This window comes from Saccharopolyspora mangrovi (genome assembly GCF_035320975.1).
Lineage (GTDB): Bacteria > Actinomycetota > Actinomycetes > Mycobacteriales > Pseudonocardiaceae > Saccharopolyspora > Saccharopolyspora mangrovi.
The window spans coordinates 97,019-110,536 of the sequence record NZ_JAWLNX010000023.1 but is presented as its reverse complement, the minus strand read 5'-3'; the positions used below and the strand labels follow the sequence as shown (position 1 = coordinate 110,536).

The following is a 13,518-nucleotide window of genomic DNA, read 5'->3' as shown; positions in this document are numbered from 1 at the left end:
TCAACCTGGATGCCAGCGCGCCGGGCCTGCTCCAGAAAGAACCCACCCGCTGATCCAGCCTCCACAATCGACCGCGGACGTGTCGCCGACAGCAACCACCGCAACCGACGCCCCGCCTCATAACGCCGCTGAGCGTCTTCGCCGAAATAGTTGCGGTAACCGCCCTCCCGGAAGTAGCTGTCGTTGTAGATGTCGGTGGCCGAGGCATCGTCGCAGTTCTCGGTTGTCCAGACGAACCCGCAAGAGAGGCAGCGGCGCAGTATGCCCTCGAGTACTGGCTCATTGCCCGACATCTGCTTGCAGAGCAGGCATCGAATACCTTCGCAGTGGTTGCGCAATTGCGCCTCCTCCTGGACATCGGCGGTGCGGACACCGGAAGCCGGTCTGGCGGTCCCCAAGCGCAACCAGTTCCGGCTTGACATGTCGAAGAACCCGAGCGCGGCCAGCACGATCGCGGCGACGACGAACGTCAGGCCACCCCGGCACAGCACGGCCAGCCCCGCAGCAACACGCCCCGGCCCGTCCGGCAGCGCAGGCTGGAGCAGCCACGTGAAGACCCCTGCCACGATGGCGGCGAGGGCAGGCGGCCACAGCACTCGCAGCAGCGGAGCGAGCGGTCGCCCGGAACTCCGATGGAAGTACACGAAGAAATACGCCGTGATCAACGACAGAGCCAGGGTTGTCGCCAGGGGAACCCCGTGTGGTCCCACCACGAGCATCAGTGGAAGCGTGAGTGCGACGTTGAGCAGGGCCGCCAGCACTGTGCACCGTGTCTCGCGGCCGGGATATCCTTCTGCTCTCGTCACGATGGCGGCCGCACTGGCAGCCATCGTGACGGCGAGTCCGGGCGCGAGAACCATTATGGTGGTGGCGGCTGCCGGCACTGGCTGGCCAAGCCAGAGCCTGACCAGGGGATCGGCGGAGACCACCAGCGCCGCAGCGCCGATACCGCCGAAAGCAGCCAGATACCCGGTCAGCACAAGGTAGAGCCGATCCAACCGCTGTCTCGCTCCATCGCCGGCCATGGTCGTCGCAACAGGGAACAGGGCGGTGAGCACGAACGAGGGCAGCATGCGCAGGGGGTTCACCAACCGGCTACCAAGGTCGAATCCGGCGACCGTGTGCAGGTCGAAGAAGGCGGCGAGCACGAGCCGGTCCGTCTGGTTGTTGACGACAGCGCCTGAGTTGGACGCCTGAACCCGGATTCCATAGCTTGCTGCCGTGGTGAGATCGAACCACCCGACACTGCGGATTCGGGGAGTCAGCGCGGGGACACGTCGACGAGCGATCGTCACCAGGAGCGCTGCCCGGACCATGCTGGTCACGGCTACTGAGGCGCCAAGCCACTCCAGTCCGTCGCCGAAAAGCGCTGCGAGCACGACCAGCGCAGCGCCCAGGATCCCGGTGCCGCCCGCGATCAATCCGACGGGGCCGTAGTGTTGGTTGCCTTCCAGCATGGCCCGCCACGGCATCGCCATACTGTCCAGGAGGAAACCCACCAGCATCAGCAGCACGGCGCCGCGAGCCTGGTCGGCCACTGATCGCAGGTCGAACATGCTGGCCAGTACAGGCCAACAGACGGCAGTGATGGCGATGGCCAGCACACCGAGACCAGCGCCAATCACCAGGCCCAATGCCAGTACGGCCCGAGCATGTCTCCGGTCACCACCAGCGGCCGCCAAGGCGACCTCGCGGACCTGAACGGCGCCCAGCCCCATGTCGACCAGCGCGCCCGCAGCCACCAAGCCCGTCAGCAGCGCCCACACACCGTAAGATCGCTCGCCAAGCTGGTCGTAGAGCACCGGCACAGACACCAGACTCGCCACCGCTGTGACGGCACTCGCCGCGAACAAGAAGGCGCTGTTGCGGGCCACACGACCGAACGGACGCGCTGTCGCACTAGCCACGAGGAAACCCTCGCAGCAGGTCGATGACAGTCAGCGCGAGCAACTTGAGGTCCAGGGGCAATGACAAACTGCTGACATAGAGCAGATCGCAGCGCAGCTTGTCGTCCACAGTGGCCTCGTAACCGTTGGTGAGCTGGGCGATCCCGGTAATGCCGGGACGAACGCCATGACGCAGGTCGTACATCGGAAGTCTGCGCACGAAGTCCTGCACGAACTCCGGCCGTTCCGGGCGTGGCCCCACCAAGCTCATCTCACCTCGCAGCACGTTCCACAACTGCGGGAGCTCGTCGAGCCGGTACCGGCGTAGCACGCGACCGATCGCCGTGACACCCGAGCCACCTGAACTGGTCAATGTGGGGCCGGTGATCCGCTCGATGCCCACCCGCATCGTGCGGATCTTGATCAACCGAAAAGGCCTCCCCCGCTGCCCCACACGTTCCTGTACGTATAGCGGGGGACCGTCCCAGCAGACGACCGCACACAGCACCACCAACAACGGGAGCAGTACCGGCGCGGCGAACAGGACCAGCAGAATATCAACGGCCCGTTTGACCCGCATGCCAGCGCGTTTCTGTGGCCACCGCAGCCGCAGCCAGGGCAAGCCACCCAACCTCCGCAGCCGCCCCGAACCGAGCAGCCCGTAGCCCGGTTCAGCCAACGCTAGGACGTCAACACGATGGCTTGCGCACAGGCTCAGAAGGCGGTAATCGAGACGGTCCAGCCGCGCCTTGACCAACACCAGCTTCGGTCGTCCCAAAGCGAGCACGACATGCAGGCCGGACCAGTCTTCCTGGACAGGCAGACGAGCGATCACCTGGAGTTCCTCGTCCAAGCGTTCACCACGTGAACCAGTGCCCTCGTCCTCGACGACTACGACCGGGAACCGGCCGCTACCCGAGCTCTTGGCGGCATGAACACCCCGAAGGCCGTCGCTGACCATTACCGCTTCGGCCGTTTCCGCTGTCATCTGGTCTCCCCCTCCGAAGGCCAAATTCACGGCCCGCCGCAACCTCGATGCGTGTCACGGTCAATATTCGGAGGCACCCGACTTCCCTCCAGAATTGGAAACGTGACAAGCGCACCCACCTGCACCACGCCTTGTCTCTAACCGGGCGCCTTTAGTGACAATCTTCTAGTCGACTTGACTAGCGCCTGATCGTCCTGCCCCTGGGCTGGAATAGGAACGCTGCTCATGACAGCCTGCTGCGAAATATGTGCGATGGTTCGTCGAATGCCTTCGGCGAGGCACATGCGGGGTGTCCAGCCCAGATCCCGGTGTGCCGCAATGGCGTCGAGCGCTGAAGTTCTGACATCGCCGAGCCGTGCCGGGACGAACTCGGGTGCGTCGAGCGCGCCAGCCGCCTCGGCGACGATCGCGTGCAGCTCCCGGTCAGTTGTCTGCTTGCCGGTACCGATGTTGTATCGAGCGCCCGCACGGCCTCTGATCGCAGTTCGCACGAGCGCGTCGACGACATCGTCGACGTACACGTAGTCACGCGTATTCCTGCCGTCCCCGAACAGCCGAGTGGGCTTCCCAGCAAGCAGCGCATTGGCGAACACGGCAACCACACCCGCTTCTCCGCGATGGTCCTGCCGCGGTCCGTACGTGTTGGACAAGGCGACGTGCGAGCAGTCCAGACCGTGCATCTGGCTATAGGTGTTCAGGTACACCTCGGCGGCCGCTTTGCCCGCGCCATACGGAGAAGTCGGCTGGCTCGGTGCGTTCTCGGCCACCGGCAAAGCATCTGCGTTGCCGTAGATCGCGCCTCCAGAGGAGGCGAAGACGACCTTGCGCACCCCAGCTTTGCTCGCGGCTTCCGCTACGTTGATCGTGCCGAGCACGTTGACCGCCGCGTCAGCGAGCGGATCACGCACACTCGTGTGCACGCCGACCCGGGCTGCGAGATGAAACACGATCTCCGGGCGAGCGGCATCCATCACACTGGCCAGCTCAGGGCCGTTGATGTCGAGCTCGTACACGGTGCAGAAATCTGAGCTTTCGGCTGCGGCAAGATTCTGTCTGCAGCCACTGCTGAAATTGTCTATCACGTGCACGCGGTGACCGTCCCCGAGCAAGCGATCGACGAGCGTCGATCCGATAAATCCGGCACCACCGGTTACCACAGTGTCCATGGGGTGAGGATCTTCCAAGGACGGCTACGTCTGCCCGGCGCGAACCACCATGTAGTGAACGAAGCGGGATGATGTCCACCCATCTGTGCTGCAAGCTGCTGTTCGGTGAGCTTCTAGACAGTGATCTGTTCGGGGTGGTGACGAAGGGCAGGCCCCCGGAGGGTGTGGCGCGAACCGGTCTTGTAGGCATGGCCTCGCAAGCGGGGCCAGTCGGCCAGCTCGATGCCTTCCAGCCGGGTCGCGCCGATCTCTTCGGCCTCGGTCCGGGTCAGGCCCCCGGCCCCGACCGCACGCGCCAGGACCAAGTCTGGATGCCCGGACAGCGGCTTGGGTTCGCTGGAGTGGAACTCCGGCCGCTACGGGGTCGCCCCGTCCATCCCGTCCACCAGCGCCCGGTTCCCGGCACAGTAAGCGGCCCCACCGCAGCCGGACCGTGATCTGTCCCTCGACGAGATCGACCGTCTGCAGTGCGTCGAGGAACCCACGCAGGACCTCCGCGTGGATGTCAACCGCGCGGCCAAGGGGGTCAGCATCAGCACCAACCCAACCGTGATGATCGTCCACGTGCCGCCCTCGTTGCGGGCACGGCTGATCACATGCGCCCACGCCTGATCCCACACCCGCCGGGAGCAGCGCTGGTCCGGCAGCAAGTCTCGGAGTTCGTCAACTGGGATAACCCGGTCCGGCAGGTAGTCGAACGAGCGGCCGTCCACAGCCACCGGTCGATCCCTCAGTCAGCCACCTGAAGGCTTCACGAACGACCTCCAGCAGATTGCTTGCCCCTCCTCGTACTTGACATAAGCGGGGGAGCCATTGCTCGGTTCCTCTCGAACGGCGGCAGATGCCGCCGTTCGAGAGAGTCAAGCGTAGAACAACGCAGCGCACGGTTCCGCGCAAAGATAAAAGACGAAGATGATCTACAGAACGCCACCCTTCTTCGAGCCCGAAGGGCGAGGCACCAGACCCGCTGCGCAGGACGGCGCCATAGTCGAGATCGAAGCCAGACACGCGCGATCATCGCACCTCCAAGCAACCCCACAATGGGCGTGATCACCACCCCTACGGGGCAGCAGGCGCAGTAACGCCGCGTCGCGGAGCGCGGCTTTGGTGATCGGTCGACCGGCGCGGCGGTGCGTGCGCAGACCGCGAAGTGCCAGCATCGCCCAGGCGCCCAGCGGGCAAAGGATGATGCTCCCAGCGACGCCGAAGGCTGCGGTCAGGATCAGGGCGTAGCTACCGATCTCTCCGTCACTCCGGAGAACCTGGGGCACTTCGCCGAGCTGGGCGTCGCCATCACCGACACAGAACCTTTGCAGGCCTGCCGCCCGTTCCAGGAGGGCAGCCAGGGCTTCATCATGGGCGAAGGATCGGTCGCCATGGTCCTTTCCCAAAGCACGCCCAATCCCTACCTGCACGTGTTAGGCGGAGTCCTGTCACACGACGAAACCCCGCCGGTTCAGTCCGCGTGTGGGATGCGACCGTCGATGTCGGTGAATCCGTAGGCCTCGGCGAGGTCGGCCACGCGCCAGGCGGACCCGGTGCGGGTGCGCCGGTCCGGGTCGGTCGCCAGGGCAGTCACCGCGCGGCCGGCGAAGCGGGGTGTTTCGGCGGCGGCCAGGTCGAAAGTTCCCTCTCCGGCGAGTTCCACCACGCGGTTCCCTTCGGCATCGGCGGGAATCAGTTGCAGCAGCTCTGTATCCACGATGCCGGGCCACACCGAGACCGCGGTGACGTCGGTGTCGGCGAAGTCGTGGGCGAAGTCGGTGGTGAGGCGGTCCAGGGCAGTCTTCGCCGCGCCGTACACCGCGCTGTGCATGTACCTGATCGCACCGGGCGAGGACACGTTGACCACCAGGCCGTTCGACTCGATCAGCAGAGGTGCCGCGAACACGCTCGCGACGTAGTGGGATCGGAGCCCGACGTCGACGGTCTCATCCCAGGCTTCCGTTGGAACTTCCCAGAACGGTTTGCCGATCCAGCGCGCCGTGGCCGGGGAGTTGTAGACGTTGTTGACCAGCACGTCGAGGCGGCCGTGCTCGGCACGGATGACGTCGAACAGGCCGCGCACCGCATCGTCGTCGCGGTGATCGCAGACGAACGGCACCCCCTTCCCGCCGAGCGCGTCGATCTCGGCCGCGGTTTGGTCGACCGTCCCGGGAAGCTTGCCCGGGGACTTCGATCGCCCGGTCACGTACACGGTCGCGCCCGCCGCGCCGAGCTCCAAGGCGATGCCCTTGCCGACGCCGCGGCTCGCACCCGTCACGACCGCGATCTTCCCGTGAAGTTGCCGAGGTATTTCGCTCATGACTTCACGACAGTACTCTATGAATAGAACATGTTCTAGAAATTGGGTGGGTGACAGTGGAGCGCACGCAGCGGTTCGTGACGACCAACGGCGTCCGGATGCACCTGGCTGAACAGGGAGAAGGTCACCCGGTGATCTTCTGCCACGGGTTCCCGCACACGGGATACATCTGGCACCGGCAGATGGCATCCGTCGCGGCGGCCGGCTACCGCGCCATCGCTCCCGACCTGCGCGGATACGGACAGACCTCGGCGCCGACCGATCTCGACGCCTACACCAACCGCGCGGTGATCGGCGACCTCCTCGGCCTGCTCAACGACCTGGAGGCCGACAACGCGGTATTCGTCGGCGTGGACTTCGGGGCCGCCCTGGTGTGGGAGCTAGCCCTGCGCGCACCGGAGCGCGTCACAGGGGTGATCGTGCTCAACAACCCGTTCGTCCCACGAGCACCCCGCCGACCGTCCCAGCTGTGGGCGAGGGCCGCCCAACGCCACTTCTTGCACCTGGACTACTTCCAGCGCCCCGGAGTCGCCGACGCCGAACTCGCGGCGTGCCCCCGCGACTTCCTCACCCGGGTCTACTACGCGCTCAGCGGCGACTACCACTACCTCGACACCTGGAGCTTCCCCGCAGAAGGCACCGGATACCTCGACGTGCTGCCCGCCGCACCGCAACTGCCGTGGAACTGGCTGTCGGAGAGCGAACTCGTCGTGCTGGCAGCGGAGTTCGAACGCACCGGATTCACCGGCGGGCTGAACTGGTATCGCGCGATCGACCGGAACTGGGAACTCACCGCCGACTACGCCGATGCCGTGGTCACCGTTCCCACGTATTTCCTCTACGGCGAACGCGACACCGACATGGAGGGCTTCAGCGGACACGACCCCCTCGCCACCCTGCGAGCCAACGTGCACGACCTGCGCGCCGTCACCTCCATCCCGGAGGCGGGCCACCTCGTCCACCTCGAACGCACCGAAATCGTCAACACCGTGTTCCTCGAGCACCTCGCAGACCTGACGAAAACGACTTCGCACTGACACGCTTCCCCAAGAGTGAGTCTTCGAAGTCCTGTTCCGGGACCGGGCCGCCATGAGCGATCTCATCGCCACAGCCCTCGGGCCACTCCAGAGCACCCGCGGCGGTTGCTGCACCGCTGGTCGAAACGCTCGATTCCAACTTCTCGCACGGTACGGTCCCAGCGCCGCCCGAGCACTGCACCTGAGCATTCGCGCGGTGGTCTACCGGCTCGACCGCGTCAGCAAGTTGACCGGCTACTGATGCCAGCCAGCACTTCACGCTGGAGGCCACCGTGCTCGGTGCACGGCTCCTCGACTGGCCAACGCACCCGCTGGACCCCGACGGGTAACGCCGCAGCATTCCGGGCTCCCAGTCGGGCACACTGGAAGTGAGACCGGCCGGCAGCGTGGTTCGGAGCTCAGCCATGAACGCAACAATCCCCTTGGGGCGAATCGCCGGGGTGCGGGTAGGACTGCACTGGAGCGTGGCGGGCATCGTCGCGCTGGTCGCGGTCGGGCTCGCCTACGTGCAACTCCCCACGGCCTTCCCCGGGCACTCACCGTTCAGCTATGCCCTAGCCGGGGTGGCCGCCGCCGCTCTCCTGCTGGGCTCTCTCCTGACGCACGAACTCGCGCACGCGGTCGTCGCTCGCAGGAACGCCGTGGACGTCGACGGCATCACCCTCTGGCTGCTGGGCGGAGTCGCGCACCTGCGCGGTGAGGCCCGCACGCCCGGTGCCGACTTGCGCATCGCAGGGATCGGACCGATGACCAGCGGTGCGCTGGCCCTCGCGTTCGGCCTCCTGGGATGGCTGGTGCACCTCGCCGGTGCTCACGTGCTGATCGTGGCCGTCCTGGGCTACATGGCGCTGCTGAACATCGTGCTGGCGGTGTTCAACGTCCTCCCGGCAGCACCTCTGGACGGCGGCCGGGTTTTGCGGGCGGTGCTGTGGTGGTGGCGTGGTGACCGGTACCGAGCTGCGCTGTGGTCGGCGCGCGCCGGGCTCGGGCTGGGTGGTCTGCTGGTGCTCGGCGGCGTCGTCCAGCTGGCCCGGCAATCGGCTGAGGGACTGTGGTCGACCCTCCTCGGCCTGTTCCTGCTGGCCATGGCCGGCGCGGAAACACGCCAGGCCCGCATCGCCGCGGCGCTGGCCAGCACGCTCGTGGGCGATGTCATGTCCCACCCGGTCGAGACCGCTTCCGGCCACTCGACCGTGGAAAAGCTGCTCAGCGGATCGGCGGCCCCGCTGCGGCACCAGCAGGTGCCGATCGTGGACCACGCCGGATCAGTCCAAGGCGTGGTCAGCCTGCGCCGGCTGCACGCGGTGCCCGCAGACCAGCGTTCGACGACGACGCTGCGCGAGGTCGCAGCACCGATGGAACGGGTCCCCACCGCCCGGACCGATGAGCCGCTCTCGGGGATGCTGGCCCGGCTCAGCTCGATCACTGACGGGCACATCCTGGTCCTTTCCGGCAGCGATGTGCTCGGGATCATCGCCCCGTCGGACATCAACCGCGTCGCCGCCGAACGCGGCCTGCCCACTGCCCTGCCCGGAGTCACACCCAGCCCGAAAGCAACCGAGCCTCCGCCGAACTGGTGGTACCCAGGCCAACAGGGCCCGCGGTGACAACGTCAGCACGCGGCCAAGGCCCGGTCCTCACCTCGCACCGCCCTCCGGCAGGTGCCGGAAGGACGCAGGCGAGGTGGTTCACGTAGAATTTCTGCACAGGTGTACCGGGAAGTCTGGGCGGCGAGGTCAACAAAGCCCCCAATCAGATGGACATCTCATGAACACCGCGCGCACTTCCCCACGCACGTTGCCGGCCCGCACCTCAGGCCGCTAGTCCCGCACCCTGGCGCAGGTCCTGCGAACGGAGACGGTAGGCGGCAGCCTGCTCCTGGTCGCCGCAGGGATCGCCGTGATCTGGGCAAACACACGAAGAAGCACATAGCCCGAACCCCAAACGTGGGTTCGGGCTATGCCGAAGCTTCCCCCACGACCTTCCGCTGCCAACCAATCTACGCATGACGTCGACGACCGGACCTCGGCGGAACCGGTCGATCAAACCTCACGTTTCCGCGATAGGTGCAAATGTTCGTGCGATCGTGAATTCGAATCGCCAATTGATTCTGAATTTCGCGCGTTCCGCGCGCTGATCGCAGTGCTAATCTGCCGCGATGTTGCTGCTCAGTGAAGGAGAGTTTCGTGAAGCCGATGGATGACCGGCAGGTGGCTACTCTGGAGATGATGCGGGATCAGGTCATCCCGAATTCTCCGTTCACCGCATTTCTCGGCACGGAGATCACCGTGTGCTCTGACGGGGTCGCCGAGCTGGAGGTGTCGATCCGCAAGGACCTGACCCAACACCACGGTTTCGCGCACGGGGCGATCGTCGGGTGCGTCGCCGACAACGCGTGCACGTGGGCGGCGGCGTCGATCGTCGGCGACGTTGTCACCACCGAGTACAAGCTTCACCTGCTCGCACCGGCAGTCGGCGAGAAGCTGATCGGGCGCGGCCGAGTCCTGAAGGCCTCCTCCCGCCTGGTGATCGCCGCAGGTGACGTGCACGCCGTCACCGGCGAGAAGGAGAAGCACGTCGCCACCGTTCTGGCGACCATCATACCCGTCACCAAACCCGCGAAATCCTGACCACCAGTCGGTTGCGCAATCGCACGATTGGCATCCCTCCCGACTTGGGACAAATCGGCCGCGGTCGCCTAGCTTTTCAGCGAAAGCGTGTTCGCCGCTACCTTCGAGGTTGAGATGGCCGAAAACGAAGCCAAGTCCACCGAAGACGACACCGGTATCTCCAGCCAGGAACCGCGCAGGAAAACGATCAGCAACGCCTACGTGCACCGGCTGCAGCGCCGTCATTTCCTCCTGTTCGACGTCCTCCCCATCTTCGGCACCGTCGCCGCGTTCGCCTTCCTCGCCGTCCATCCGTTCGGGGCGCCGGAACTAGCACTTCTGCTGGCCATGTGGATCGTCACCGGGCTCGGCATCAGCGTGGGGTACCACCGGCTGTTCACCCACCGGTCGTTCAAGGCCAAGCCCTGGGTCGCGAACCTACTCGCGGTTGCCGGATCGATGGCGGGTCAGGGCGGCATGGTGTCCTGGGTCGCGCTGCACCGGCGGCACCACGAGTGCAGCGATCGCGAAGGCGACCCGCACTCCCCCAACCTCGCAGGTGGAGGTCTGAAAGGACGCCTGCGCGGACTGATGCACTCCCACTTCCTGTGGATGCGCCGCCACGAATACCCGAACGTCGTGCACTACGCGCCCGATCTGCTCAAAAACCGTTCCCTGGTGCGGGTCGCGCGCTTCTACTACTACTGGATCGTGCTGGGCCTGGTGATCCCCGCGGTCATCGGCGGCCTCGTCTACCAGAGCTGGACCGGTGCCGTGAGCTGCCTGCTGTGGGGCGGGCTCGTGCGAATCTTCGTGCTGGAGCACATCGTGTGGGCCATCAACTCCTTCCTGCACATGTTCGGCACCCGTCCGTACCGATCCCGGGAAGAGAGCGGCAACGGCGGCATCTTCGCTCTGCTCACCTTCGGTGAGGCCTGGCACAACAACCACCACGCCTTCCCGGAGTCGCCCTCCTTCGGACTCGACTGGTACCGGCTCGACCCCGGCTACTGGCTGGTCAAACTACTCAAGATCACCGGCCTGGCCTGGGATCTGAAAGTCCCCACCAGCGAACGCCGAGAAGCCAAGCGGATCCACACCAAGATCGAGCGCACCGCCGCCGCGGCGTGAGGAAGCGAGAAACCCCATGCTTGACCACGATTCCATCGTCGAGTGGTGCCGGCAGTACCTCGCGCAGCTGCTCGACGTACCCGGTGCGGAGATCGATCCCGACGCCGACTTCGACACGCTCGGACTCGATTCCGCGCTGGCCGTGTCCCTGCTCATCGAGATCGAGCAGAACTACGGCGTGGACCTGCCGCCCGAGGAGCTCTTCGACAACCCCACCATCAACGCCGTCGCCACCTACGTGCGGGCGCACGCGCAGAACCCCGTGGCATGACCATGACCTCAACCGGAAGCATCCGCGACGCCGAGGCCTCCGCCGCGATCCGCCACCACTACGACGTCGGCAACGACTTCTACCGCCTGTGGCTGGACGAATCGCTGACCTATTCGTGCGCGCTGCGCCGAACCCCGCAGGACACCCTCGAATCCGCCCAGCAGCACAAGCTGCGATACCACCTGGACGCGATCGGGGCGGACGAGGCCGATCGCGTCCTGGACATCGGGTGCGGCTGGGGCTCGACGCTGCGCATGTGCGCCGAGCGCGGCGTGCGCGAAGCCGTCGGTCTCACCCTCAGCGACGAGCAGGCCGACCACATCCACGGCATGGGGCTGTCTGGTGTGGACGTTCGTACCGAGAACTGGACCCGCTACGAGCCGGCCTCTCGGTTCGACGGGATCATCTCCATCGGTGCGTTCGAGCACTTCGCCAGGCCCGACGAATCCCCCGATGAGAAGATCGCGCAGTACCGGGATTTCTTCACCCGGTGCCGCGCCTGGCTCAACGACACCGGAACGCTGTCGCTGCAGACCATCGCCTACGCCAACATGTCCCGCGAACAAGCCAGCACCTTCATCCAGGAATCGATCTTCCCGGACGCCGATCTGCCGACGCTGACCGAGATCGCCGCTGCCGCCGACGGCATTTTCGAGGTGCAGTCGGTCGTCAACGGCCGACTCGACTACGCCTGGACCTGTGAGCAGTGGGCGCACCGGCTCCGGCAGCACCGGGAGGAGGCCGCGAGCCTCGTCGGGCCCGAGATCACCGCCCGCTACGAGCGCTACCTCAAGCAATCCGCGATGGGATTCAGGATGGGCAAGATAGGTCTGCTGCGTCTCGTGCTGCGCCCCTACCCCGCGAGCCTGTTCGGAAGCGGAGCGCGATGACCTCGCAGACACCCGCGCCGGTGCGGTTCAACCCGTTCAGCGCGGAGTTCCGACACGATCCCTATCCGGTGTACCGGCGGCTCCGCGAGGCCCGTCCGGTGCACCGGACCATGGGCATGTGGGTGCTGACCGGGCACGCCGAGGTGCGGCAGGTGCTGCGCGACCGCACCTTCGGCGCCGGGCTGATCCCGGAGCTGATCGACCGCCAGGCACGTCGTCTTGCGCAGGACGACATCACCACCATCCAGCACCTCGCACGGAAATCACTGGTGTTCACCGACAACCCGGACCACGCGCGGTTGCGCGGGCTGGTGAACCGCGTGTTCACCGCCGGTGCAGTGGCGGGGCTGCGCCCGCTGGTCACCGAGATCGCGGAAGAACTGGTCGGGCGCGCGTGGGCCGACGGGGGCATGGACGCCATCGCCGATCTCGCCGCTCCCCTGCCCAGCACCGTGATGTCGCGCTGGTTGGACCTGCCCGACGAGCTCAGCGTGCAGGTCGCCCAGTGGACCCACGACATCCGGTTCCTGCTCGAACCGGGGCTGATGAGTCACGCGGACTTCGCCCACGTCTGCCACGTCGTCCAGGAATTCGCCGACCGGCTCGGCTCGCTGGTGGCCGAAAGGCGGTCCAAGCCAGGCGATGACCTGGTCAGCAGTTTGCTGGCGGCGGAAACCGTCGGCGGCGACAGGCTCAGCGATGCCGAGATCGTGTTCGTCTGCATGATGTGCTTCGTCGCGGGCAACGAAACCACGAAATCCCTCATCGGCAACGGACTGCTGGCCCTGCTCCGGCACCCGCAGCAGGACGCTCTGCTCCGTGACGACCCCGGTCTCATCCCAGGAGCGGTCGCCGAGATGCTGCGCTACGACAGCCCGCTGCAGCAGACCAAGCGAGTGGCTACGCGCACCGTCGAGGTCAGCGGGCAGCTGATCGAGCAGGGTGATCAGGTGTTGCTGTGCCTGGGTGCCGCCAACCGCGATCCCGCGCTGTGCGACCGGCCGGAGGAGTTCGACATCACCCGCGATGCCCAGTCGCATCTGGCCTTCGGCCACGGCATGCACGGCTGCTTGGGAGGGCTGCTGGCCGTGTTGCAGGCAGAGGTGGTGTTCGAGCGCCTGTACCGGCACGCGGAGTCGCTGCGACTCGACTCCGACAACTGGGAGTGGCAGGACCAGAGCTTCATCGTGCGCGGTCTGACACGACTTCCGCTCACGGTGCGTTGAGGAGACGAC

Annotated in this window: 11 protein-coding genes and 1 pseudogene; 8 read left to right on the top strand and 4 right to left on the bottom strand. The window is 66.1% G+C overall.

The window, feature by feature from the left end:
• The 3 genes from R4I43_RS26720 to R4I43_RS26710 all read right to left on the bottom strand — a co-directional run.
• Positions 1 to 1,826: lipopolysaccharide biosynthesis protein (locus R4I43_RS26720; protein WP_324268471.1), on the bottom strand; the 1,826-nt coding region annotated here is incomplete at its 3' end.
• A 73-nt stretch (positions 1,827 to 1,899) separates the two neighbouring features.
• Entirely contained in the window at positions 1,900 to 2,874 is a 975-nt protein-coding gene (locus R4I43_RS26715; protein WP_324268470.1) for a sugar transferase, read from the bottom strand.
• A 137-nt stretch (positions 2,875 to 3,011) separates the two neighbouring features.
• The gene (locus tag R4I43_RS26710) at positions 3,012 to 4,040 is read right to left on the bottom strand and encodes an NAD-dependent epimerase/dehydratase family protein (RefSeq protein WP_324268469.1); all 1,029 of its coding nucleotides are present in this window, start codon (positions 4,038 to 4,040) and stop codon (positions 3,012 to 3,014) included.
• A 1,229-nt stretch (positions 4,041 to 5,269) separates the two neighbouring features.
• Between R4I43_RS26710 and R4I43_RS26705 the strand changes: the two are divergent.
• A pseudogene (locus R4I43_RS26705) lies at positions 5,270 to 5,482 on the top strand (beta-ketoacyl synthase N-terminal-like domain-containing protein); the annotation flags it as partial.
• A 14-nt stretch (positions 5,483 to 5,496) separates the two neighbouring features.
• On the opposite strand, the gene R4I43_RS26700 reads toward R4I43_RS26705, so the two are convergent.
• Positions 5,497 to 6,303 (bottom strand): SDR family NAD(P)-dependent oxidoreductase, encoded by an 807-nt coding sequence (locus R4I43_RS26700; protein ID WP_324268468.1) that lies wholly within the window; start codon positions 6,301 to 6,303, stop codon positions 5,497 to 5,499.
• Between the two features lie 119 nt (positions 6,304 to 6,422).
• Here R4I43_RS26700 and R4I43_RS26695 point away from each other — a divergent pair, with 119 nt between their 5' ends.
• From R4I43_RS26695 to R4I43_RS26665, 7 genes are all read left to right on the top strand, one after another.
• Complete coding sequence (locus tag R4I43_RS26695; RefSeq protein WP_324268467.1) at positions 6,423 to 7,382, top strand: alpha/beta fold hydrolase; 960 nt, start codon at positions 6,423 to 6,425, stop codon at positions 7,380 to 7,382.
• A 404-nt stretch (positions 7,383 to 7,786) separates the two neighbouring features.
• A complete protein-coding gene (locus tag R4I43_RS26690) occupies positions 7,787 to 8,989 on the top strand; it encodes a site-2 protease family protein (protein WP_324268466.1) in 1,203 nt (400 codons plus the stop codon).
• Positions 8,990 to 9,577: 588 nt separating this feature from the next.
• Complete coding sequence (locus R4I43_RS26685; protein ID WP_324268473.1) at positions 9,578 to 10,012, top strand: PaaI family thioesterase; 435 nt, start codon at positions 9,578 to 9,580, stop codon at positions 10,010 to 10,012.
• Positions 10,013 to 10,126: 114 nt separating this feature from the next.
• Entirely contained in the window at positions 10,127 to 11,122 is a 996-nt protein-coding gene (locus R4I43_RS26680) for an acyl-CoA desaturase (RefSeq protein WP_324268465.1), read from the top strand.
• A gap of 16 nt (positions 11,123 to 11,138) precedes the next feature.
• Positions 11,139 to 11,393 carry an acyl carrier protein gene (locus tag R4I43_RS26675; protein ID WP_324268464.1) on the top strand — a complete coding sequence of 85 codons (255 nt, stop codon included), beginning with the start codon at positions 11,139 to 11,141 and terminating at the stop codon, positions 11,391 to 11,393.
• Entirely contained in the window at positions 11,390 to 12,283 is an 894-nt protein-coding gene (locus tag R4I43_RS26670; protein ID WP_324268463.1) for a cyclopropane-fatty-acyl-phospholipid synthase family protein, read from the top strand. Before R4I43_RS26675 ends, R4I43_RS26670 begins: the two co-directional genes overlap by 4 nt.
• Positions 12,280 to 13,509, top strand: a complete 1,230-nt coding sequence (locus R4I43_RS26665) for a cytochrome P450 (protein WP_324268462.1) — start codon at positions 12,280 to 12,282, stop codon at positions 13,507 to 13,509. Before R4I43_RS26670 ends, R4I43_RS26665 begins: the two co-directional genes overlap by 4 nt.
• Positions 13,510 to 13,518 lie beyond the last annotated feature (9 nt).

Coding starts and splice junctions, on each gene's coding strand:
- R4I43_RS26715 (WP_324268470.1), bottom strand. CDS start 2,874: ATGACAGCGGAAACGGCCGAAGCGGTAATGGTCAGCGACGGCCTTCGG.
- R4I43_RS26710 (WP_324268469.1), bottom strand. CDS start 4,040: ATGGACACTGTGGTAACCGGTGGTGCCGGATTTATCGGATCGACGCTC.
- R4I43_RS26690 (WP_324268466.1), top strand. CDS start 7,787: ATGAACGCAACAATCCCCTTGGGGCGAATCGCCGGGGTGCGGGTAGGA.
- R4I43_RS26685 (WP_324268473.1), top strand. CDS start 9,578: ATGGATGACCGGCAGGTGGCTACTCTGGAGATGATGCGGGATCAGGTC.
- R4I43_RS26680 (WP_324268465.1), top strand. CDS start 10,127: ATGGCCGAAAACGAAGCCAAGTCCACCGAAGACGACACCGGTATCTCC.
- R4I43_RS26675 (WP_324268464.1), top strand. CDS start 11,139: ATGCTTGACCACGATTCCATCGTCGAGTGGTGCCGGCAGTACCTCGCG.
- R4I43_RS26670 (WP_324268463.1), top strand. CDS start 11,390: ATGACCATGACCTCAACCGGAAGCATCCGCGACGCCGAGGCCTCCGCC.
- R4I43_RS26665 (WP_324268462.1), top strand. CDS start 12,280: ATGACCTCGCAGACACCCGCGCCGGTGCGGTTCAACCCGTTCAGCGCG.